Annotated in this window: 21 protein-coding genes; 13 read left to right on the top strand and 8 right to left on the bottom strand. The window is 64.1% G+C overall.

All coding sequences use genetic code 11. The features are described 5' to 3' along the window. Positions 1-179 precede the first annotated feature (179 nt). The 3 genes from ada (at position 180) to D9M09_RS23590 (ending at position 3,672) form a co-directional block, all read left to right on the top strand. Positions 180-1,235: a bifunctional DNA-binding transcriptional regulator/O6-methylguanine-DNA methyltransferase Ada gene (gene ada / locus D9M09_RS23600; protein ID WP_070290999.1), complete on the top strand. Its 1,056-nt coding sequence runs from the start codon at positions 180-182 to the stop codon at positions 1,233-1,235. After that, positions 1,232-1,921 carry a 2OG-Fe(II) oxygenase gene (locus D9M09_RS23595; RefSeq protein WP_121670527.1) on the top strand — a complete coding sequence of 230 codons (690 nt, stop codon included), beginning with the start codon at positions 1,232-1,234 and terminating at the stop codon, positions 1,919-1,921. The genes ada and D9M09_RS23595 overlap by 4 nt, the downstream gene beginning before the upstream one ends. 74 nt (positions 1,922-1,995) lie before the next feature. Beyond that, positions 1,996-3,672, top strand: coding sequence for a mechanosensitive ion channel family protein (locus D9M09_RS23590; protein ID WP_121670526.1), 1,677 nt, complete (start codon positions 1,996-1,998; stop codon positions 3,670-3,672). A gap of 42 nt (positions 3,673-3,714) precedes the next feature. Here the strand turns inward: D9M09_RS23590 and D9M09_RS23585 are convergent, their stop codons facing one another. The 5 genes from D9M09_RS23585 to D9M09_RS23575 are packed head-to-tail and all read right to left on the bottom strand — an operon-like array spanning position 3,715 to position 6,763. After that, positions 3,715-4,218: a hypothetical protein gene (locus D9M09_RS23585; protein WP_121670525.1), complete on the bottom strand. Its 504-nt coding sequence runs from the start codon at positions 4,216-4,218 to the stop codon at positions 3,715-3,717. 13 nt (positions 4,219-4,231) lie between these two features. Continuing rightward, positions 4,232-4,756, bottom strand: a complete 525-nt coding sequence (locus D9M09_RS23580; protein WP_121670524.1) for a hypothetical protein — start codon at positions 4,754-4,756, stop codon at positions 4,232-4,234. Beyond that, on the bottom strand, positions 4,731-5,228 hold the full coding sequence (locus tag D9M09_RS29240; protein ID WP_139143094.1) for a hypothetical protein: 498 nt from the start codon (positions 5,226-5,228) through the stop codon (positions 4,731-4,733). The genes D9M09_RS23580 and D9M09_RS29240 overlap by 26 nt, the downstream gene beginning before the upstream one ends. Positions 5,229-5,241: 13 nt before the next feature. After that, the gene (locus tag D9M09_RS29235; RefSeq protein ID WP_139143095.1) at positions 5,242-5,778 is read right to left on the bottom strand and encodes a hypothetical protein; all 537 of its coding nucleotides are present in this window, start codon (positions 5,776-5,778) and stop codon (positions 5,242-5,244) included. Beyond that, on the bottom strand, positions 5,696-6,763 hold the full coding sequence (locus D9M09_RS23575; RefSeq protein WP_121670523.1) for a hypothetical protein: 1,068 nt from the start codon (positions 6,761-6,763) through the stop codon (positions 5,696-5,698). The genes D9M09_RS29235 and D9M09_RS23575 overlap by 83 nt, the downstream gene beginning before the upstream one ends. A 125-nt stretch (positions 6,764-6,888) precedes the next feature. Here D9M09_RS23575 and D9M09_RS23570 point away from each other — a divergent pair, with 125 nt between their 5' ends. The 9 genes from D9M09_RS23570 to D9M09_RS23530 all read left to right on the top strand — a co-directional run bounded on the left by D9M09_RS23570 (position 6,889) and on the right by D9M09_RS23530 (position 18,198). Then, positions 6,889-7,503: a GNAT family N-acetyltransferase gene (locus D9M09_RS23570; RefSeq protein WP_070291005.1), complete on the top strand. Its 615-nt coding sequence runs from the start codon at positions 6,889-6,891 to the stop codon at positions 7,501-7,503. A 73-nt stretch (positions 7,504-7,576) separates the two neighbouring features. Next, positions 7,577-9,250: an amidohydrolase gene (locus D9M09_RS23565; protein ID WP_121671214.1), complete on the top strand. Its 1,674-nt coding sequence runs from the start codon at positions 7,577-7,579 to the stop codon at positions 9,248-9,250. A 127-nt stretch (positions 9,251-9,377) separates the two neighbouring features. Further along, the gene (gene hutU / locus D9M09_RS23560; RefSeq protein WP_121670522.1) at positions 9,378-11,081 is read left to right on the top strand and encodes a urocanate hydratase; all 1,704 of its coding nucleotides are present in this window, start codon (positions 9,378-9,380) and stop codon (positions 11,079-11,081) included. A gap of 19 nt (positions 11,082-11,100) precedes the next feature. Then, on the top strand, positions 11,101-12,660 hold the full coding sequence (gene hutH / locus D9M09_RS23555) for a histidine ammonia-lyase (RefSeq protein WP_121670521.1): 1,560 nt from the start codon (positions 11,101-11,103) through the stop codon (positions 12,658-12,660). A gap of 20 nt (positions 12,661-12,680) precedes the next feature. Continuing rightward, positions 12,681-13,484 (top strand): N-formylglutamate deformylase, encoded by an 804-nt coding sequence (gene hutG / locus D9M09_RS23550; protein ID WP_121670520.1) that lies wholly within the window; start codon positions 12,681-12,683, stop codon positions 13,482-13,484. Then, on the top strand, positions 13,469-14,857 hold the full coding sequence (locus D9M09_RS23545) for a formimidoylglutamate deiminase (RefSeq protein ID WP_121670519.1): 1,389 nt from the start codon (positions 13,469-13,471) through the stop codon (positions 14,855-14,857). The genes hutG and D9M09_RS23545 overlap by 16 nt, the downstream gene beginning before the upstream one ends. After that, complete coding sequence (locus tag D9M09_RS23540; protein WP_121670518.1) at positions 14,857-15,432, top strand: HutD/Ves family protein; 576 nt, start codon at positions 14,857-14,859, stop codon at positions 15,430-15,432. Before D9M09_RS23545 ends, D9M09_RS23540 begins: the two co-directional genes overlap by 1 nt. A 12-nt stretch (positions 15,433-15,444) precedes the next feature. Continuing rightward, entirely contained in the window at positions 15,445-16,671 is a 1,227-nt protein-coding gene (gene hutI / locus D9M09_RS23535) for an imidazolonepropionase (protein ID WP_121670517.1), read from the top strand. A gap of 81 nt (positions 16,672-16,752) precedes the next feature. After that, positions 16,753-18,198: a glycine betaine ABC transporter substrate-binding protein gene (locus D9M09_RS23530; RefSeq protein WP_121671213.1), complete on the top strand. Its 1,446-nt coding sequence runs from the start codon at positions 16,753-16,755 to the stop codon at positions 18,196-18,198. Between the two features lie 11 nt (positions 18,199-18,209). Here the strand turns inward: D9M09_RS23530 and D9M09_RS23525 are convergent, their stop codons facing one another. Next, positions 18,210-18,389, bottom strand: a complete 180-nt coding sequence (locus D9M09_RS23525; protein WP_034746290.1) for a hypothetical protein — start codon at positions 18,387-18,389, stop codon at positions 18,210-18,212. A 14-nt stretch (positions 18,390-18,403) separates the two neighbouring features. On the opposite strand from D9M09_RS23525, the gene D9M09_RS29230 reads away from it, so the two are divergent. Then, positions 18,404-18,742, top strand: coding sequence for a hypothetical protein (locus D9M09_RS29230; RefSeq protein ID WP_139143096.1), 339 nt, complete (start codon positions 18,404-18,406; stop codon positions 18,740-18,742). Between the two features lie 203 nt (positions 18,743-18,945). On the opposite strand, the gene D9M09_RS23520 is transcribed toward D9M09_RS29230, so the two are convergent. Together D9M09_RS23520 and D9M09_RS23515 are read right to left on the bottom strand one after the other, a co-directional pair. Next, positions 18,946-19,470, bottom strand: coding sequence for a GNAT family N-acetyltransferase (locus D9M09_RS23520; protein ID WP_121670516.1), 525 nt, complete (start codon positions 19,468-19,470; stop codon positions 18,946-18,948). After that, on the bottom strand, positions 19,467-20,411 hold the full coding sequence (locus D9M09_RS23515) for a DMT family transporter (RefSeq protein WP_121670515.1): 945 nt from the start codon (positions 20,409-20,411) through the stop codon (positions 19,467-19,469). Before D9M09_RS23515 ends, D9M09_RS23520 begins: the two co-directional genes overlap by 4 nt. Between the last annotated feature and the right edge of the window lie 39 nt (positions 20,412-20,450).

Raw genomic sequence — 20,450 nt, 5'->3', positions numbered from 1 at the left:
CGGTTTCTCCGAGGCGCGGGCAGGGCGCGCCGCCGGCTGGAGGCGCGATGGCCGATTTTAGCACCGAGCACGATGCCTGCCGCCAGCCTTTTTTTGAATTCAAAAGCAAGCGCCGGAGTGTGGCGCGCGCGGGTGCTGGCTATGCTGGTGACTTATTATTGATTTGCACGGAGTTCGCCATGGAACACGCTTACCTGACTGACGATGAACGCTGGGACGCCCTGCAGCGGCGCGCGCCCGATGCCGACGGCGTCTTTTATTACTCGGTGCGCACGACGGGCGTGTATTGCCGCCCTTCCTGCGCGGCGCGTCCCGCCCTGCGCCGCAACGTGGCTTTTCACGCCACGTGCGAGCAGGCGGAGGCGGCCGGCTTTCGCCCCTGCCTGCGCTGCAAGCCGAACTTGCCGCCCCTGGCCCAGCGCCAGGCGGCCATCGTGGCCGACATCTGCCGTTTGATCGATGCCAGCGACGAGCTGCCCGACCTGGACGCGCTGGCGCAGGCGGCCGGCATGAGCCGCTTTCACTTCCACCGCGTCTTCAAGGCGCACACGGGCATCACGCCGAAAGCCTACGCGGCGGCGCGGCGCGGCGAGCGCCTCAAGGCCGGCTTGCAGGGGGCGGCGAACGTCACGGAAACGTTATATGCGGCCGGCTTCAATTCCAGCGGCCGCCTGTATGCCGCCACGCCGGGCTTGCTGGGCATGACGCCGGGCGCATTCCGCGCCGGCGGCAGCGGGGCCGTGATCCGCTTTGCCATCGGCGCCTGCTCGCTGGGCGCCATCCTCGTGGCCAGCACGGACAAGGGCATCTGCGCGATTCTGATCGACGACGACCCGGAAATGCTGCTGCGCGACTTGCAGGACCGCTTTCCGCAAGCCGAGCTGCGCGGCGCCGAGCCTGACTATGAACAGACGGTGGCGCAGGTGGTGGGCCTGGTCGAGGCGCCGGCGATCGGCCTGGACTTGCCGCTCGACGTGCGCGGCACCGTGTTCCAGCAGCGCGTGTGGCAAGCCTTGCGCGAAATTCCCGCCGGCAGCACGGTCAGCTATGCCGAGCTGGCCAGCCGCATCGGCGCGCCGAAAGGTGCGCGCGCCGTGGCGGGCGCCTGCGCCGCCAATGCCCTGGCCGTCGCCATCCCCTGCCACAGGGTGGTGCGCAACGATGGCGCCTTGTCCGGCTACCGCTGGGGCGTGGAACGCAAGCAGGCGCTGCTGGAACGCGAGGGCGAACGGTGAGGGCGCTCGATTGGCGGCAGATCGAGGATGAGCTGAATGCGCATGGCTATGCCGTCGTGCCGGGCTTGCTCAATCCCGCACAGTGCGCGGCGCTGGCGGCGCAGTATGACGATGCGTCGCGCTTTCGCAGCCGTGTGGTGATGCAGCGCCATGGCTTTGGACAGGGCGAGTACCAGTATTGGGCGCATCCGCTGCCCGACGTGGTGGCCGCCTTGCGCGAACAGTTGTACGGGCCGCTGGCGGCGATTGCCAACCGCTGGCAGGCCAGCATGGGCCTGGAGACGCGCTTTCCCTCCAGCCACGCCGATTTTCTCGCGCGCTGCCATGCGGCGGGGCAGACGCGGCCCACGCCCTTGCTGCTGCGCTACCGCGAAGGCGATTACAACTGCCTGCACCAGGACCTGTATGGCGAGCACGTGTTTCCGCTGCAGCTGGCCGTGCTGCTGTCGCGCCCGCAGGACGATTTCACGGGCGGCGAATTCGTGCTGACGGAGCAGCGCCCGCGCATGCAGTCGCGTGCCGAAGTGGTGCCGCTGGCGCAGGGCGACGCCGTCATCTTTCCCGTGGCGCGACGCCCCGTCAACGGCGCGCGCGGCAGTTACCGCGTCAACATGCGCCATGGCGTGTCGCGCCTGCGCTCGGGCATGCGCCACACCCTGGGCATCATTTTTCATGATGCGAGCTGAACGCTAGGTGCGGCGCTTGAGTTTCCGCAATTACATGGCATGATGGCTACTCCCTGTCACTTTTCACTGTTGCCATGTCCGCGTTGCTCCGCCTGTTGTGCCTGTTGACCATCTTCCTGCTGCCCGCAGCCCACGCGGACGAGGGCGCATCCTCGCTCGTTGCGGAAGCCGCGACCGCCATCGCGCCGTCACAGGCCGCCGCCGTCAAGACGGCGCCATTGATGTTTGCCAACCGCAAGGTATTCGTCTTCCGCGCCGCGCTGGCCGGCTATCCGCCCGATGAACGGGCCATCGGCGCGCAGCGCCGCCTGGAAAGCGTGCTGGCGAAAAACGGTCCCTTGCAGGCGAGCACGCGCATGATTCCAGAAGGCACGCAAGTGCTGCTCGACGGCGTGCAGCTGTTCGTCGTCGTGCCTGGCGACGTCAACTTGCTGGCCGGCGACACGACGGAAAGCGTGGCGAAAACGGCGGCCGAGGAGCTGAGCAAGGCCGTGTTTGACTATCGCGAACAGGGCAGCTGGCGCTACCTGGCGATCGCCGCCGCCGTGTGCGCGGCCGCCACGCTCGTGTTCTGGCTGGTGTGGATGGGCTTGACGCGTCTGTACCGCTGGGCCAAGCGCCGCAGCGGCATCCTGCTCGCTTCGCGCCTGCGCGACGTGCGCCTGAAAAATGTGCGCGTGCTCGACGCCGAACACTACATCGCCTTCGCGTATCAGTTGCTCAGCGCCGTGCTGTGGGGCTTGCGTCTGATGGCCACGTATCTGTGGGCCGCCTTCGTGCTGGGCCGCCTGCCTTACACGCGCTCCTGGGGCGAAAGTCTGAGCGGCTACCTGTTCGACGTGGCGGCCGACGTCTTCCACGCCATTATCGGCGCCTTGCCGGGGCTGGTGCTGGTCTGCGTGATCTTCGCCATCGCGCGCCTGATCGCCGCCACGGCCGCTTCGCTGTTCAAGCGCGTGGAAAGCGGCGAATTGCAGATCGGCTGGCTCGACAAGGACACGGCCCTGCCCACGCGCCGCATCGCCAGCGTGGTGATCTGGCTGTTCGCGCTGGCCATGGCGTATCCGTATTTGCCCGGTTCGCACACGGCCGCTTTCCAGGGGCTGTCCGTGCTGGTGGGCTTGATGGTGTCGATCGGCGCGTCGAGCATCGTGGGCCAGGGCGCCAGCGGCCTGATCCTGATGTACACGCGCGCCCTGCGCAAGGGCGAATATGTGCGCGTGGGTGACTGCGAGGGCACGGTGGTCGAGTTGGGCATGTTCGAGACGCGCCTGCGCACGGGCCTGGGCGAGGAGGTGGCCTTGCCGAACGCCTGGGTGATGTCGCAAACGACCAAGAATTATTCGCGCGCCCAGCCCGGCGGCGGCTTCGTGCTCGACTCCACCGTCACCATCGGCTACGCCACGCCGTGGCGGCAAGTGCACGCCATGCTGGAACTGGCAGCGTCGCGCACGACGGAACTGTCGACCACGCCGAAACCGTACGTGATGCAGCTGGCCTTGCAGGATTACTATGTGCAATACCGCCTCGTCGCCTACGCCAGTGCCGAAGTCCCCCGCCAACGCGCCGAAGTGCTGAACCGCTTGCACCAGAACATCATCGACGTCTTCAACGAATTCGACGTGCAGATCACCTCGCCGCACTACATCGACGACCCGAAAGAGTCGCACGTGGTGCCGCCCGGTGAATGGTTCAGGGCGCCGGCGAAGCGGGGGGAGGAATCGATTGAGGTGGTTCCGCCCAAGTCTTGAACGCGAGGCGTGGTCTGTGCGTGACGGATGCAATGGCACGCGCTATCTTGGTTTTTCCTCGGGAGCGCAGGTATTCTTGCCATTTGTCAGCTGAATCACCTGGAATCCCCCGGCGGGTGCCGCGAGCAGGCAGAAATCTGCCGAGTAGCGCGAAGTGGGATCGGACGCGGATGGCGGCCTTCCCAGGAAGGATACGCCATACACTTTTCCCGCCACCAGCGGCGCGGCAGCGCTGCTCTCGGCCCCCTCGGGAGCCTTGCCATAGCGCACGCATCCCTTGTTTGGCAGACGATAGCTGGGATCGCCAAACGAGGCATTCGGAAACATGACCGTCCATACATCTTTCCAGCCATTCGGCCCAGGCGTGCTGATCGTCAGCATCTTCAGGCTGACTGGCCCCCTTGAGCGTTCCTCTTCGCTGGCAATTTTGAAGCAGGGAAGGCCAGCCTCCGTCATGACGGCGGCAGTGCCCATGCGCGACCACGCCGAGGCATTGATGCTCGTCAAGGTCGCCAGCAGACAAAGAATAAGGTGGCGGTGATTCATGGCATGCCTTGCGTTATCGGGAAGAATTTCTGGCTGGGAACGTATCATCCATCCAGGCCTGTGTATCGCTTTTGATGACGACGAGGCGTGGCTTGGCAGAGACCTGCTGTATGAGACAGAACTTTGCCACATATCCATAGGTAGGATCGGCAGGATCGGCTGGCCTGCCATTCAGAAATACCTCGTACACTCTGCCGGTCTTCAATTCAGGCGCGGGCGCAGCGTCGGCATGAGCCGGAATATTCCCGTAGGGAATGCAATTTGTTGAAGACAGCGGAATTTTCTTATCGTCCGTCATGAGAAACCCCCATATTTCCGTCGTTGGCTTGACCGTCACGTCGGACACGCTCAAGGCGCCGAGGAAGGGCTGGCCGTTGCGCCTCTCTTCCTGTTTGGAAATGCTAAAGCAGGGCACGCCATTGACCGAGGTAACTTCGGCATCGGCCATGCGTGAGCGCGCGTAGCCGTTCATACTTGAGAGCGCGAGCAGTATGAACAGCGTTGGATTGATGCTAGCGGGGCGTTGGGCAGACTTCATCGATCCAGGCCTGCATGTCGCTGTTGACGGGAATGATTTGCTGGCCGCCAGCAGCCGTAGTTCTCACGCAGAATTTTCCTTGGTAACCATAGGTTGGATCGGACGGATCTTTAGGGCGGCCATTCAGAAATACGCTATAGAAATGTCCTGGAATAAGAATTTTTGGTTTAATTCCTGTAGCAGTAGGGGGCAAATCTCCATAACGAATGCACGAATCTGCATGGATTGGAATAGGCCAATCTGGAGGTGCAGAGAAAGACCATACCTTCTTGACGGGTTGAACGGACAGATCGGAAACGATCAATGCCCCGAGCATTGGTGTGCCATTGCGTGCCTCTTCTTTTTTTGTAATGGAAAAGCACGGCATGCCGTTGACAGAGTGAATGTGGGCATCAGCGATGCGCGACCACGCCGAGGCATCGATAGCCGCCAGTGCGGCAAGTAGAAATAACAGTGTGTGACAATATGGCATGGCGATCCTCGCACTATCTGATGAGCGAATGCTCCGGGCAACTATCCTGTTTCCACGCGGGCGTGTCGCTGCCAATGGCGATGATTTTTCGTTCACCAGCGGGCGTGGCAACGATACAGAATTTCCCTCTGTAGCCATAGGTCGGGTCGGAAGGATCATCTGGACGCCCATTCAAGAAGACGCTGTAAACCCGCCCGGTTTGCAGTTCAGGGGCAGGCGTGCCATTTACGCCCTGTGGAATATCGCCATAGAGAAGGCAGATTTTTGATGAAAGCGGAATTTTTCTTCCTCCGGTCATCACATAGCTCCATACTTTGGTAGCCGGTTTTACTGACAGGTCTGAAATACTGAGTGCCCCCAAGAGTGGCTGACCGTTACGTTTCTCTTCCGTTTGTGAGATTGTGAAGCAGGGCGTGCCATTCACTGAATTGATTTCAGCATCGGCGATGCGTGATGTTGCACCCGCATCAAGGTATGTCGACGAGAGGAGTACGCTCGATATACCCGCCAGGTAAATTCTTTTCACTTTTTCTATTGATGAAAAAATCATTGAGTACCTCTTCATAAACTGCTTGGTCATTAGCATATTGCTCCTGGCGCATTGCGGAGGAATCCTTTAAGTATTTCAATGCGTAGTAGTCGGCTAACAAGTCTCCTTGTGCCTCCATGTTGTAGTCGGCTAATTTTTTTTGGGACGACAAAACGTACTTGTAGTCCAGTCCTATTCTGAATGCTCCACGCATTGCCACCGGATATTTCAGTTGATATTGCCAAACATGGACCATTTCATGAATGAACCAATGACGCTCGGTATTATCTGCATTGGAAAAATCGTCCAGAAATCTCGACTCATGAAAGTACATTTCCCCATTGGGTGTCATGGCAGTGTTTTTTGGTTGGAACAGCCATAGATAAGGCCTCTTGTGAATTTTGACTTTGCTATAGTCGACGGCATCCTCGAAAATCATCCATGCCATGTCTATTTCACCCTGGGTAAGCGGGCGAGCAATGCTATCGATTTTTACCTGTTTTACTGATGTATCGATATCCTTGTCGGTTGTTTTTACGTCTTGTAGCTCAAGTATGATCGCCGTTGGCGCCACAGGGGCAGGTGCAGCGGAGCAGCAGGGAAGGCTGTCTTCTTGTGGGAAAAACTCCACCATCGTTATTTGCTCTTCCCGCTTGCTGGCGATGCGCCCCGTGCGTCCCTTCGCATCCGTCGTGCCCGTCCACGTTTCGCCATTGCTCAAGGTGAGCCGGTAGTCGGCGTGGGCCAGCGGCACCTTGTTTTGCGAGACGAATTCCAGCTGTTCGTCGTAGCCGCAGCACCAGCATTCGTCGGGCTGGCCGGCCAGGCGGTGCAGTTCGCAGCCGCTTGTCGCGTTGCGCAGGGTGGCGCCCAGCACGGGCTGGCCGTCGGCGCTGAAGGTGACGATCATGCTGTCGAAGCGCGCGCCCAGGCTTTTCTTTTGATGGGCCACGAGCTTGAAGAACACGTCGCACGCGGTGGTGCTGATGACATGGTGCCTGGCCATGGAACCTCCGCGATAAAACGCCAGCGTAGGCCAGCGGCGGCGGGGAGGTATTGACTGGGCGCAAGGCTTGGGCGCTTGCGTTAAGATGCCGGGCGTCGCAAGATACAACGAACAGAAAGAGAACCATGTCCAGCGCACCCCATACTGAAGCATCGCAAGCCGCCCGCAGCCTGGCCGCCGCCCTGATCGGCGACCCGTTTTACCGCGCGGTCACGGTGGCCTGCGGCGACGACGAAACGGCACGGCTGGCCATGCTGGAAGCGTATTTTGCGCTGGCGCTGACCGAGGGCGAGCAGGCGGGGCGCGTCGACCTGGCCGATGCGGTAGGCAATGGCGCCGCCATCTGGACGACGGATGCGCCGGCAGCCGAGCGTCAGGCCGCCTACGCGCAGCGCGAAGCAGCCTTGCGCGTGCTGCTGGGAGAGCAGGGCTACGCGCATTTCACGGCCATCGTCGGGAACATGGAGCACGCGCTGGCGCCGCATGGTCTGCAGGACGCGTGGTATCTGTCGATCGCCGGCATCGCCCCGGACGCACAGGGGCGGGGACTGGGCGCGTCCGTGCTGGCGCCGGGCCTGGCGGCCGTCGATGCGGCCGGCGCCGCGTGCTTCCTGGAGACCTACAATGAACGCAGCCTGCCGTTTTATGCCCGAATGGGCTTCGTGGTGGCAGGGCGTTATGCGGAAGCCGTCACGGGCTGCGATTACTGGCTGATGCTGCGGCAACCCACTGCTGCCTGATTGACCATTTTGCCAATTTCTATACACTCGTCTTTTCACTCATTTACTTAAATTAAAAGACCTGGAGATGGAAATGCCGACCCTGCCACTGCGCCGTACCCTGCTCGTTCTTGCCTGCCTGGGCACCTTGGGCCAGGCCCATGCCGATACCGTCATCGACAATGCGAACGGCTACACGCTCGACGCGCATGGCAAGGTGGTGCGCTTCACGGCGCTGGCATTTGACGACGCGGGCAAGCTGCTCGCCGTCGGCAGCGCCGCGCAGGTGAAACGCAAGGCGGCCAAGGGCGCCCTGCACATCGACGTGCAGGGCAAGACTGTGCTCCCCGGCCTGATCGACGCGCACGGCCACGTGTTCGGCCTGGGGACGATCGCCAGCGGCGTGATGTTGTACGGTTCGTCGTCGCTGCCGGCCGCCGTGCAGGCCGTGGGCGACTTCGCCCGCGCGCATCCCGAGCGCAGCTGGGTCGTCGGCAGCGGCTGGAACCAGGAAATCTGGAAGCTGGGCCGCTTTCCCACGGCCGCGGAACTCGATGCGGTGGAAAGCGCGCGGCCAGTGTGGCTGCGCCGGGTCGATGGCCACGCGGGCTGGGCCAACAGCCGCGCGCTGGCGCTGGCCGGCATCACGCGCGCCACGCAAGACCCGGCCGGCGGCAAGATAGTCCGCGATGCGGACGGCAACGCCACCGGCGTGCTGGTCGACAGCGCCATGGACTTGATGGATGCCGTGCTGCCCAAGCCGGGCGACGTGGAAAACCGCGCCGCCCTCGATGGCGCGCTGTCGCAGCTGTCGCAGGCGGGCCTGACCAGCGTACACGATGCGGGCATCGGCCAGATGCAGGACCGGCTGTTCCGCGACTACGCGGACCACGGCAAGCTGACGGTGCGCGTCTACGGCATGATTGCCGATACCACGGAAGATTTTGACGCGCTGTCGAAAAGCGGCCCATTAAAAGGCTATGCGCGCGACATGTACGCCTTGCGCGCCGTCAAACTGCTGTCCGACGGCGCCCTGGGCAGCCGCGGCGCGGCCCTGCTGGCGCCGTACAGCGACGATCCTTCCACCCGCGGCCTGCTGTTCTACAAGGACGCCGCCATGCGCGCGAAAATGGAAAAAGCCATGCGCGCCGGCTACCAGGTGAACGTGCACGCCATCGGCGACGCGGGCAACCATCAAATCCTCGACGCCTATGAAGCCTTGATCGCGCAATACCATAGCGCGGGCCTGCGCCACCGCATGGAGCACGCGCAGGTGGTGCAGTTGTCCGACATCCCCCGTTTCAAGGCGCTGGGCATCGTGCCGTCGATGCAGCCCACGCACGCGACGTCCGACCAGAACATGGCTGAGCAGCGCGTCGGCCACGAACGCATCAAGGGCGCATATGCGTGGCGCACCTTCCTCAAGCAGGGTTCGCGCATTGCCTGCGGTTCGGACTTCCCCATCGAGTCGCCGAACCCGTTCGAGGGCATCCACGCGGCCGTCACGCGGCAAAACAGCGAGGGGTTCCCGGCCGGCGGCTGGTATCCGCAGCAGGCGATGACGGTGACGCAAGCGCTGCGCTGCTTCACCCTGGACGCGGCCTGGGCGGCGCACCAGGAAAAGGTCATCGGCACCCTGGAAGCGGGAAAATGGGCGGATTTCGTCGTCATCGACCAGGACCTGTTCACCGTCGAGCCCAAGGCCATCGGCAAGACGCAGGTGCTGCAGACGTGGGTGGCGGGCAAGCGCGTGTTCGAGAAAAAATGAGGGCCGGGGTCTGACCCGCCGGGTCTGACCCCAAAAGAAAACCTGTTGACTTGGTTGTATAGACAACCTATGCTGGGAGTACCAGAGCGGTCTAAATACGCCCGCTCGCACCCTACGAGGAGACAGCATGAACAGCACAATGGACACCGATCCACGCTTTGATGCCAGCCGTACCATCCGCGCGCCGCGCGGCACGGTCATGGCTTGCAAGAGTTGGCAGGCCGAGGCGGCCTACCGCATGTTGCAAAACAACCTGGACCCGGAAGTGGCGGAAAATCCGCAGCACCTGGTCGTCTACGGCGGCATCGGCCGCGCCGCCCGCAACTGGGCCTGTTTCGACCAGATCCTCGCCTCGCTGCGTGAACTGGAAGACGACCAGACCCTCCTGATCCAGTCCGGCAAGCCGGTGGGCGTGTTCCAGACCCACGCGGACGCGCCGCGCGTGCTGATCGCCAATTCCAACCTGGTGCCGAAATGGGCCAATTGGGAACACTTCAACGAACTCGATCGGCAAGGCCTGTTCATGTACGGCCAGATGACGGCCGGCAGCTGGATTTACATCGGCACGCAGGGCATCGTGCAGGGCACGTATGAAACCTTCGCCGAGGCGGGCCGCCAGCATTTCGGCGGCGACTGGGGCGGGCGCTGGATCTTGACGGCGGGCCTGGGCGGCATGGGCGGCGCGCAGCCGCTGGCCGCCACCATGGCGGGCGCCGTCTCGCTCAATATCGAATGCCAGCAAAGCAGCATCGACTTCCGCCTGCGCACGCGCTACCTGGACAAGCAGGCGGCGAGCCTGGACGAAGCTTTGGCGCTAGTGAAATATCACACCGAACGCAAGGAAGCCATTTCGATTGGCCTCCTGGGCAACGCGGCCGAAGTGCTGCCGGAATTGGTGCGCCGCGCCAAGGCGGGCGGCCTGGTGCCGGACCTGGTGACGGACCAGACGTCCGCGCACGACCTGGTCAACGGCTACCTGCCGCGCGGCTGGAGCGTGTCGGACTGGAAGGCGGCGCAGCAGGACCCGCAGCGCCACGCGCGCCTGACGGTGGCCGCTGCCGATTCCTGCGCCGCCCACGTGCAGGCCATGCTCGATTTCCACGCCATGGGCGTGCACACTGTCGATTACGGCAACAACATCCGCCAGGTGGCGTTTGATCAGGGCGTGCAGAACGCCTTCGACTTCCCCGGTTTCGTGCCCGCGTATATCCGCCCGCAGTTCTGCGAAGGACGTGGCCCGTTCCGCTGGGTGGCCCTGTCGGGCGACCCGGAAGACATCTATAAAACGGATGCGAAGATCAAGGAGCTGTTCCCGCACCACAAGCAGGTGCACCACTGGCTGGACATGGCGCGCGAGCGCATCGCCTTCCAGGGCCTGCCGGCGCGCATCTGCTGGCTGGGACTGGGCGAGCGCCACATCGCCGGCCTGGCCTTCAACGAGATGGTGCGCACGGGCGAACTGAAAGCGCCCATCGTCATCGGCCGCGACCACCTGGACACGGGTTCCGTCGCCAGCCCGAACCGCGAGACGGAAAGCATGAAGGACGGCACGGACGCCGTCTCCGACTGGCCGCTGCTGAACGCCATGCTGAACACGGCCGGCGGCGCCACCTGGGTCTCGCTGCACCATGGCGGCGGCGTGGGAATGGGGTATTCTCAGCATGCGGGCATGGTCATCGTGGCCGACGGCACGGACAGCGCGGCGAAACGCCTGGCCCGGGTGCTGGTCAACGACAGCGGCTCGGGCGTCATGCGCCATGCCGATGCCGGTTATGAAACCGCGGCCGCCTGCGCCAAGCGCAACGGCCTGATTCTTCCAATGCTTCCTTGAGACCTTGATGCGAATGACTATGACACAGCATGCAAAAAGTTGGACCCTGAAACCGGGCGCGATGACCCTGGGCGACCTGCGCGCCGTCTGGGCCGCGCCCGCCAAACTGATCCTCGCCGCCGAGGCCTATCCCGTCATCGAGGCATCGGCGGCCGCCGTGCAAGCCATCGTCGCCAAGGGCGATGCGGCCTACGGCATCAACACGGGCTTCGGCCTGCTCGCCAAGACGCGCATCCCCGATGAAAAGCTCGAGCAATTGCAGCGCAACCTGATCCTGTCGCACTCCGTCGGCACGGGAGAGCTGCTGTCGGACGCCGTCGTGCGCCTGATCATGCTGATGAAGATCGGCAGCCTGGCGCGCGGCTTTTCCGGCGTGCGCCCGCTGATCGTCGATACCTTGATCGCTCTGTACAACGCGGGCATCATGCCGGCCATTCCCGCCAAGGGCTCCGTCGGTGCCTCGGGCGACCTGGCACCGCTGTCGCACATGACCCTGGCCATGCTGGGCGTGGGCGAGGTGCGCGTCAACGGCGAATTGATGGCGGCGCCCGATGCCTTGGCGCAGGCGGGCATCGCGCCCGTCGTGCTGGCGGCGAAAGAAGGCCTGGCCCTGATCAACGGCACGCAAGTGTCGAACGCGCTGGCGCTGCATGGCCTGTTCATGGCCGAGCGCCTGCTGGAAGCGGCCATGGTCACGGGCGCGCTGTCGCTCGATGCGGCCAAGGGCAGCGATGCGCCGTTCGACGCGCGCGTGCACGCCGTGCGGGGACAGCCGGGGCAGATACTGGCCGCGCAGATGTACCGCCAGCTGGTAGCCAACAGCGCGATCCGCGCTTCGCACCTGGAAGGCGACGAGCGCGTGCAGGACCCGTACAGCCTGCGCTGCCAGCCGCAAGTCATGGGCGCTTGCCTCGATCTGATCGGCAACGTGGGCCGTACCCTGCTGATCGAAGCCAATGCCGTCACGGACAATCCGCTGATCTTCCAGGATGGCCCCAACGGGCAGGCGGAAATCGTCTCGGGCGGGAACTTCCATGCCGAGCCGGTGGCCTTTGCCGCCGACACCCTGGCGCTGGCGATCGCCGAAATCGGCGCGCTGGCCGAGCGCCGCATCGCGCTGCTGATCGACGCCACGTTGTCCGGCCTGCCACCGTTTCTCGTGCGCGACCCGGGCGTCAATTCCGGCTTCATGATCGCCCACGTGACGGCGGCCGCGCTGGCGTCGGAAAACAAGTCGCTCGCCCATCCAGCCAGCGTCGACAGCCTGCCCACGTCCGCGAACCAGGAAGACCACGTGAGCATGGCCACGTTCGCCGGGCGCCGCCTGGACGACATGGCGCACAACACGGCCGTCATCGTCGGCATCGAGCTGCTGGCCGCCGCGCAGGGCATCGATTTCCACCGTCCGCTGAAAACCTCGCCGCACCTGGAACACGTGCACCACCAGCTGCGCCAGAAGGTGCCGTTCTTCGACGCCGACCGCTTCTTTGCGCCCGACATCGAGGCGGCCAAGCAGATGGTGCTGCAGGGCGAATTGAGCAGCACCTGCAAGAATTTGTTCGCCCCGCTGTACGCTTGAGCGGGCGCAAGGAGACAGGCATGGATTTCCGTTTCAACGAAGGCAGCATCCCGCTGCTCGTGTCGATGCCCCACGTGGGCACCGACATACCGGACTATATCGCCGCGCGCATGACGCCGCAGGCCCTGATCAAGGCCGACACGGACTGGCATTTGCGCGAGCTGTACGGCTTTTTGCAGGAGATGGACGCGTCCGTGCTGTCGGCGCGCTGGTCGCGCTACGCCATCGACTTGAACCGCCCGCAGGAAGACACGAATCTGTATCCGGGGCAGGATACGACGGGCTTGCTGCCCAACGATACCTTCCACCGCGAGCCGCTGTACCTGGCCGGCAAGGAGCCCGATGCGGCCGACGTGCAGCGCCGGTTGCAGCGCTACTGGGCGCCGTATCATGCGCAGCTGCGCGCGGAACTGGACCGCCTGCTGCGCGTGCATGGCGCCGTGGTGCTGTGGGATGCCCATTCCATCGCCTCGCATGTGCCGCGCTTCTTCGACGGCAAGCTGCCCGACCTGAACTTCGGCACGGCCGATGGCACCAGCTGCGATGCGGGCCTGACGTCCGCCGTGGTCGATATCGCGCGCGCGCAGGATGCATTTACCGTGGCCTTGAATGGCCGCTTCAAAGGCGGGCATATCACGCGCCATTACGGCCAGCCGGCCAGCCGCGTGCATGCGATCCAGCTGGAGATGTGCCAGTGCCTGTACATGAATGAACCTGGCATGGACGAGGCGGCGCCTTTCGGCTACCGGCCCGACCTGGCGGCCCGGGTGCAGCCGCTGCTGCGCCAGATGATGGAAGCGGCCGTGGCATGGGTGGCGCATTGAGTACCTGTCTGTTCGCGCGCCACGCGCTGCTGCCGCAAGGCTGGCGCCGCGACGTGCTGCTGGAATGGGATGCGGCCGGCGACTTGACGGCGGTGACGGAGGGCGCCACAGTGCCGCCCGGCGCGGAAGTGGCCGAGTATGTCTTGCCCGGCATGGTCAACCTGCATTCGCATGCCTTCCAGCGCGCGCTGGGCGGCATGACGGAGGTTGCGGGTGACGAGGTTAATCATGTAGCGGACAGCTTCTGGACCTGGCGCGAGCTGATGTACCGCTTCGCGCGCCGCATCACGCCGGAACAGATGGAAGCCATCGCCGCGCAGCTGTTTGCCGAATGCCTGCGCCATGGCTACACGTCCGTCTGCGAATTCCACTACCTGCAGCGCGATGCGGCTGGCGCCCTGTATGCGCGTCCCGCCGAAACGGCAGAACGGGTGCTGGCGGCGGCGCGCGTCAGCGGCATCGGCATGACCATGCTGCCCGTGCTGTACAGCCATGCGGGCTTCGGCGAGCAGCCCCTCAAACCCGAGCAGGCGCGCTTCCGCACCGGTGCGGACGATGTCTTGAGCATCATCGAGGCGCTGGCGCCGCAGCGCGGCGGGCAGGTGGAAGTGGGCTTTGCACCGCATTCGCTGCGCGCGGCCGGTGTGGCGCAGATCCGCGAAGTGGCGCAAGCGCTGCCCGTGGATCGCCCTATCCATATCCACATCGCCGAGCAGCAGGGCGAGGTGCGCCAGTGCCTCGACTACAGCGGCCGGCGCCCGGTGCAGTATTTGTACGACCAGGTCGACGTCGATGCGCGCTGGTGCCTCGTGCATGCCACGCATGTGCAGCCCGACGAGGTGGCGCGGATGGCCGCCAGCGGCGCGGTCGCGGGCCTGTGCCCGACGACGGAAGCGAACCTGGGCGATGGCCTGTTCCCGCTGGCCGAATTCATCGCCGCTGGCGGGCGTTTCGGCGTCGGCAGCGACAGCCACGTGTCGCAGTCGCCCGTGGAAGAATTGCGCTGGCTCGAATACGGCCAGCGCTTGCAGCGCCAGCAGCGCAATGTGGCCGCCACGCCGGAGCAGCGGCATGTGGGCGACTATCTGTGGCAGGCAGCCTTGCGGGGCGGCGCGCAGGCGGCCGGACGCAAGCTCGGTGCTTTGGCGCCGGGTTGCCGCGCCGATGTGCTTGTGCTCGACGACGCGCATGTGAACCTGTGCGGCGTGGACATCGCCGACGTGCTGGGCAGTTTTATCTTCTGCGGCAACGACAAGCTGGTGCGCGACGTGCTGTGCGGCGGCCAGTGGCAGGTGCGCGATGGGCGCCACGTGGCGCAGGACGCGATCGCCACCGCCTACAAGCGCGCCCTGGTGCAACTGAGGGCGCTCTGATGGCGACCTTCATCCCACAGGAATACTTGCGCGCCGCGCCGTGGAAAAACGGCGGCGGCAGCACGACGGAAATCGCCATTTCTCCGCCGGACGCCGGTTTCGACGATTTTGACTGGCGTATCAGCCTGGCGACGATCACGGCCAGCGGGCCGTTTTCCAGCTTTCCCGGCATTGACCGCAGCCTGATGCTGGTCGATGGCGACAGCGTGCAGCTGACGCTCGACGGTACGCGCAAGGTAACCTTGAATGCGGCACAACCGATGCTGTGGTTTCCCGGCGAAGCGGCCGTGGTTGCGCAGGTCAAGGGGCCGACGACGGATTTCAATGTGATGACGCGGCGCGACCGCTGCCGCCATCAGCTGGAAAAAATCACGGCGCCGGGCAAGCTGGCGCGGCGCAGCGCGGCGACCCTGCTGTTTGTCGTCGGCGAAGGCCACGTGCTGGCGCGCGGTGGCGAGCAGCAGTTCGCGCTGGCCCGCCATGACGCGCTGCTGCTGGACGCCGACGACGCGCCGGACTGGCGGCTCGACGCCTTGCAGCGCACGGCCGTGTTCCGCGTCGACCTGTTCATCTAGGAGAGAAAAGCGATGCAAGACTGGGATATGGTCATCCACAACGTCCACCTGGCCACCATGGAACATGGCTATGGCGAACTGCTCGACGCGGCCATCGCCGTCAAGGATGGCCGCATCGCCTGGTTCGGTCCCGGCGACGAGCTGCCGGCCAGCGGCGCGGTGCTGCACGACGGCCAGGGCTGCTGGCTGACGCCCGGCCTGATCGACTGCCATACGCACATCGTCCACGCGGGCAACCGCAGCGACGAATTCGAGGCGCGCCTGAATGGCGCCAGCTATGAAGACATCAGCCGCGCCGGCGGCGGCATCATGTCCACCGTGCGCGCCACGCGCGCGGCCAGCGACGATGAATTGCTGCGGCAAAGCCTGCCCCGCGTGCTGGCGCTGCTGGCCGAAGGCATGACCACGCTGGAGATCAAGTCCGGCTACGGCCTCGATGCGGACAGCGAGGCGAAGATGCTGCGCGTGGCGCGCAGGATAGGCGAACAGCTGCCCGTATCCGTGCGCACCACGTTTCTTGGCGCGCACGCGCTGCCGCCCGAATACGCGGGACAGGCCGATGCGTATATCGAGCTGCTGTGCGCGCAGATGCTGCCCCGGCTGGCCGGCGATGGACTGGTTGACGCCGTCGACGCCTTTTGCGAGCGCATCGGCTTTACGCCGGCGCAAACCGAAACGGTGTTCGAGGCGGCGCAGGCGCTGGGCCTGCCCGTCAAACTGCATGCGGAGCAGCTGTCGGATTTGGGCGGGGCGGCGCTGGTGGCCCGCTACGGCGGCCTGTCGGCCGACCACCTGGAATTCCTGTCGGACGAGGGCATCGCCGCCATGGCGCGGCATGGCACGGTGGCCGTGCTGCTGCCGGGCGCCTATTATTTTTTGCGCGAAGTACAGCAACCTCCCATCTCAGATTTGCGCGCGGCCGGCGTGCCGATGGCCGTGTCCACCGATTGCAATCCGGGCACGTCGCCGATGACGTCATTGCTGCTGGCGATGAACATGGCGTGCACCTTGTGGCGCTTGACGCCGCAGGAAGCGCTGGCCGGTGTTACGTGCCATGCGGCGCGCGCGCTGGGCTTGCAGCAGGAAACGGGCAGCCTGGCAGTGGGCAAGCGCGCCGATTTCGCCCTGTGGCGCATCGCGCGCCCGGCCGACCTGGCGTATGCACTGGGCCTGAACCCGTGCGCGGGCGTGGTGTACGGCGGTGTCTGGCGCGCGCCGGTGGTAAGCTTGCCGGATTGATCATCCGTCCTGGAGCGCCGCGTGCGTGCTGCCTATTTGCCGTTTTACTTGCTGTTGTTACTAGTCTTCGCCGCCGCGCCCATGTCCTCCCTTGCCATGGACGGCGGCACCCTGAAGGTGGGTTCGAAGCGCTTTACGGAATCGTACATCCTCGGCGAGATCATCCAGCAGAGCGCCGCGCCGCACGTCAGGGCGCAGCACCGCCAGGGCCTGGGCAACACGGCCATCGTGCTGGCCGCGCTGCAGGCAGGCAGCATCGACGTATATGCCGAATACATGGGCACCATCGCCAGCGAAATCCTCAAGCAAGACAAACCGATTGATCTGAATCAGATGCGGCGCGAGCTGGCGGCGCTGGGGCTGGGCGTGGCCGTGCCGCTGGGCTTTAACAATACGTATGCGCTGGCCATGCGCGGCGATGAACAATCCATCGCCAGCCTGGCGCAGCTGGCGCAGCACCCGGCCTTGACATTCGGCCTGTCGCATGAATTCATCGGCAGGGTCGATGGCTGGCCGGGGCTGGCCGCGCGCTATGGACTGCCGCAGCGCCCGCGCGGACTCGATCACGGCATCGCCTATGAAGCGCTGGCGCAGCGCCAGGTGGATGTGATCGACATCTATTCGACGGACGCGAAGATCCGCCAGTATGGCTTGCGCGTGCTGGCTGACACGCAGCAGTATTTTCCCCGCTACGACGCCATGCTGCTGTACCGGCTCGACGTGCCGCAGCGCTTTCCTGCTGCCTGGCAAGCCTTGCAAGGGTTGCAGGGGCGCATCAGCGAGGGCGACATGATCGCCATGAATGCGGCCGTGGAAATCGACGGCAAGAGCTTTGCCGGCGTGGCGCGGCAGTGGCTGGCATCGGGCACGCGGGCGAACAAACCGGCCGCCGCGCGCAGCGGTTTGCTCGATAAAATCATCGGCGACGATCTGTGGACCCTGACGCGCCAGCACCTGACGCTGGTACTGCTGTCGGTGGCCCTGGCGTGCCTGATCGGCATTCCGCTGGGCGTGCTGGCGGCGTTTTCGGCGCCGCTGCGGCAAACCGTGCTGGCCTTCGTCGGCGTGCTGCAGACGGTGCCGTCGCTGGCCCTGCTGGCGATATTGATTCCCGTGCTGGGCATGATCGGATTGGTGCCAGCGCTGGTGGCGCTATTCGTGTACGCCTTGCTGCCCATCGTGCGCAACACGTGCACGGGCATCTTGCAGGTGCCGCAAGGCTTGCGCATGGCGGCGCTGGCGCTGGGCTTGAGCCGGCGCGACCGCCTGCTGCATGTGGACTTGCCGCTGGCCTTGCCCGTGATGCTGGCGGGCGTGAAAACGGCGGCCGTGATGAGCGTGGGCACGGCCACCATCGCCGCCTTCATCGGCGCGGGCGGCTATGGCGAACGCATCACCATCGGCCTGGCGCTGAATGACAACGACATGCTGCTGGCCGGCGCGATCCCCGCAGCCGTGCTGGCCCTGCTGACGCAAGGCCTGTTCGAACTGGTGGAGCGTTGGGCCGTGGCCGGCCGGCAGCGCTGACGGCATCACGGTTACAGCGAGTGCAGTTTCGAGCGCACCGAGACGACGGCCTGGTGCAGGATGCGTTCGGCCTGGAAGTCGTTTTCGCGCTGTTCGGCGATGGCTTGCAAGTCGCGCGTGTAGCGTTCCAGGCGGGAACGCAGGTAGGCGCGGTAGATCTTCATGACGAGCGGTTTGGCAGAGACATTCATGATGTGGCTCCCGGATGCGAAATGATGCGTTCATTTTGTGTGAGCGGAATGCCGCCACTTTGCGTCATATCAAACGCCATGACCCCGTCAAATTGGCGCGTTTGACATTGCGCAATGCCCCCAACGTCGCAGATGCCACACTGAATCTTCCCTGCTCGCCTGGACATCATCAGCCGCGAGCCCTGATCCCATCAAGCATACTCAAGGAGCGTCGCATGGTCATTTTTGCCGTGGTTGCTGGCTGCATCGCCTGCCTGACAGTGTACCAAATCTATAAAAATTCGCAGGGTGGCAGTGGGGTTGCGCAACAACATATCGGCTTGCACGGCACATTGATTGAACCACGGAAATAATCAGTGTCATCCGAGCGACACTTGGTGACACTTGGTTAGCAGATTTAAGTCAAATGTAAGGCCCGGTAAGCAAATGTAAAGGTCTGCGCCATCGCAAGCAGCTGCGTTTATATTGATAACCGTTGATTGCATTCTCCCCCTCCCACTTGACAATGGGTTCACCCCGCGGTGCCGCTAGCCCGCGGGGATTTTTTTTGGGGAACTTACTCTGACGGTTCGAATGCAATGGCTTTCGGCGTGCCCGCCGACAATTGCGTCAAGGCATCGCCAGCCACGCGGCAGATGCGCCAGTCCGGCATCACGTCCGCGCCCATGCCCTGGTAGAAGTTGATCGCGTTTTCATTCCAGTCCAGCACCGACCATTCGAAGCGGCCGCAATCGCGTTCGACGGCCAGTTGCGCCAGCGCCACGAGCATCTGCTTGCCATAGCCCTTGCCGCGCACCGATTGCTTCACGTACAGGTCTTCCAGGTACAGGCCCTTGCGGCACAGGAAGGTGGAAAAGTTGTGGAAGAACAGGGCGAACGTCACTACTTCACCATGTTCCTCACCGACCAGCGCTTCGCACGCGGGGTGCTTGCCGAACAGGCTGTCGTGCAGCATGGATTCCTTGGCGATCATCATGTGTTCGAGTTTTTCAAACACGGCCAGTTCATGGATCATGCCGAAGATGGCGGCCACGTCGGATGCGGTCGCGGGACGGATGGCGAGGGAGGAAGAGGTGCTCATGTTGCCTTTGCGGATGAAGTGGTGGAAAGAGAGGAAACGGCAGCCGTCTTGCGCGCGCCCGACGTCAGGGCCCATGCCACGCTGGACAGGCACAGCACCATGCCCACCCATTCGATGGGAGCGGGCCGGTAATGTTCGAACTGCACCGACAGCAGCACGGAAATGACGGGCGTGACGACGCCGATATACACGGTCTTTTGCGTGCCGATGCGGGCGATCAGGGTGAAATACGCGCTGAAGGCGATCACCGAGCCGAAGAGGGCCAGGTACAACAATCCCATCCAGTAACTGGGGCGCGTGGGCAGCTGCCAGGACTGGCCTGTGGCGATGGCCCAGCAGGCCACCATCAAGGTGCCCCACAGCATGGTCCAGGCCATGGTCAGCATCACATTGCCGGACTGTTCGCGCACTTTCATGACGAGGGCATTGCCTGCCGTGCTGGAGACGGTGGCCACCAGGGCCAGCATGAAACCGAGCAGAAAGTGGCCATTGCCGCCGCCGAGCATATCGTGCAGCGCCGCGCCGATGGACTGGTAAAACAGCAGCACGATACCGCAGATGGCAACGAACGCGGCGCAGCAGGTGCTCCAGGTGATCGGTGTGCCGAAGGCAATGCGGTTAAGCAAGGGCGTCCAGAACACCATTAGCGCGAACAGCACGCTGACGAGGGCCGACACCAGGTATTGCTCCGAACTATACGTACACACATAGCTGAGGGCAAACGAGGCCAGGCCCTGCAGCAGCATCCATTTTTGCGCGCGCCAGGGCAGGCGCAGGCGGTCGCCGCGCACGGCGCACCAGGCAAACAGGGTGGCGGACGCGAGACCAAAGCGGTAGACCACGGAAACGGCGGGGGCGACGTCGCCCAGCTGCAAGGTGATGGCCCAGAAGGTGGAGCCCCAGATCAGGCAGGCAATGATGAACAGGAGAGGAGAGGACATCGCGCAAGTATACGGGCATCGCGCAGCGATGGCGAGCGG

Origin of the sequence: Janthinobacterium agaricidamnosum, assembly GCF_003667705.1 — a bacterium.
Lineage (GTDB): Bacteria > Pseudomonadota > Gammaproteobacteria > Burkholderiales > Burkholderiaceae_D > Janthinobacterium.
This window is presented reverse-complemented; position numbering and strand designations above follow the sequence as displayed.

Bases quoted from the DNA above. Each gene is read 5' to 3' on its own strand.
- D9M09_RS23545 (WP_121670519.1), top strand. From the start codon at position 13,469: ATGGGTGGCGCATTGAGTACCTGTCTGTTCGCGCGCCACGCGCTGCTG.
- D9M09_RS23530 (WP_121671213.1), top strand. From the start codon at position 16,753: ATGTCCTCCCTTGCCATGGACGGCGGCACCCTGAAGGTGGGTTCGAAG.
- ada (WP_070290999.1), top strand. From the start codon at position 180: ATGGAACACGCTTACCTGACTGACGATGAACGCTGGGACGCCCTGCAG.
- hutG (WP_121670520.1), top strand. From the start codon at position 12,681: ATGGATTTCCGTTTCAACGAAGGCAGCATCCCGCTGCTCGTGTCGATG.
- hutH (WP_121670521.1), top strand. From the start codon at position 11,101: ATGACACAGCATGCAAAAAGTTGGACCCTGAAACCGGGCGCGATGACC.
- D9M09_RS23540 (WP_121670518.1), top strand. From the start codon at position 14,857: ATGGCGACCTTCATCCCACAGGAATACTTGCGCGCCGCGCCGTGGAAA.
- D9M09_RS23525 (WP_034746290.1), bottom strand. From the start codon at position 18,389: ATGAATGTCTCTGCCAAACCGCTCGTCATGAAGATCTACCGCGCCTAC.
- D9M09_RS23515 (WP_121670515.1), bottom strand. From the start codon at position 20,411: ATGTCCTCTCCTCTCCTGTTCATCATTGCCTGCCTGATCTGGGGCTCC.
- D9M09_RS29240 (WP_139143094.1), bottom strand. From the start codon at position 5,228: ATGCCATATTGTCACACACTGTTATTTCTACTTGCCGCACTGGCGGCT.
- D9M09_RS23580 (WP_121670524.1), bottom strand. From the start codon at position 4,756: ATGAAGTCTGCCCAACGCCCCGCTAGCATCAATCCAACGCTGTTCATA.
- D9M09_RS23590 (WP_121670526.1), top strand. From the start codon at position 1,996: ATGTCCGCGTTGCTCCGCCTGTTGTGCCTGTTGACCATCTTCCTGCTG.
- D9M09_RS23520 (WP_121670516.1), bottom strand. From the start codon at position 19,470: ATGAGCACCTCTTCCTCCCTCGCCATCCGTCCCGCGACCGCATCCGAC.
- D9M09_RS29230 (WP_139143096.1), top strand. From the start codon at position 18,404: ATGCGAAATGATGCGTTCATTTTGTGTGAGCGGAATGCCGCCACTTTG.
- D9M09_RS23585 (WP_121670525.1), bottom strand. From the start codon at position 4,218: ATGAATCACCGCCACCTTATTCTTTGTCTGCTGGCGACCTTGACGAGC.
- hutI (WP_121670517.1), top strand. From the start codon at position 15,445: ATGCAAGACTGGGATATGGTCATCCACAACGTCCACCTGGCCACCATG.
- D9M09_RS29235 (WP_139143095.1), bottom strand. From the start codon at position 5,778: ATGATTTTTTCATCAATAGAAAAAGTGAAAAGAATTTACCTGGCGGGT.
- D9M09_RS23570 (WP_070291005.1), top strand. From the start codon at position 6,889: ATGTCCAGCGCACCCCATACTGAAGCATCGCAAGCCGCCCGCAGCCTG.
- D9M09_RS23575 (WP_121670523.1), bottom strand. From the start codon at position 6,763: ATGGCCAGGCACCATGTCATCAGCACCACCGCGTGCGACGTGTTCTTC.
- D9M09_RS23565 (WP_121671214.1), top strand. From the start codon at position 7,577: ATGCCGACCCTGCCACTGCGCCGTACCCTGCTCGTTCTTGCCTGCCTG.
- hutU (WP_121670522.1), top strand. From the start codon at position 9,378: ATGAACAGCACAATGGACACCGATCCACGCTTTGATGCCAGCCGTACC.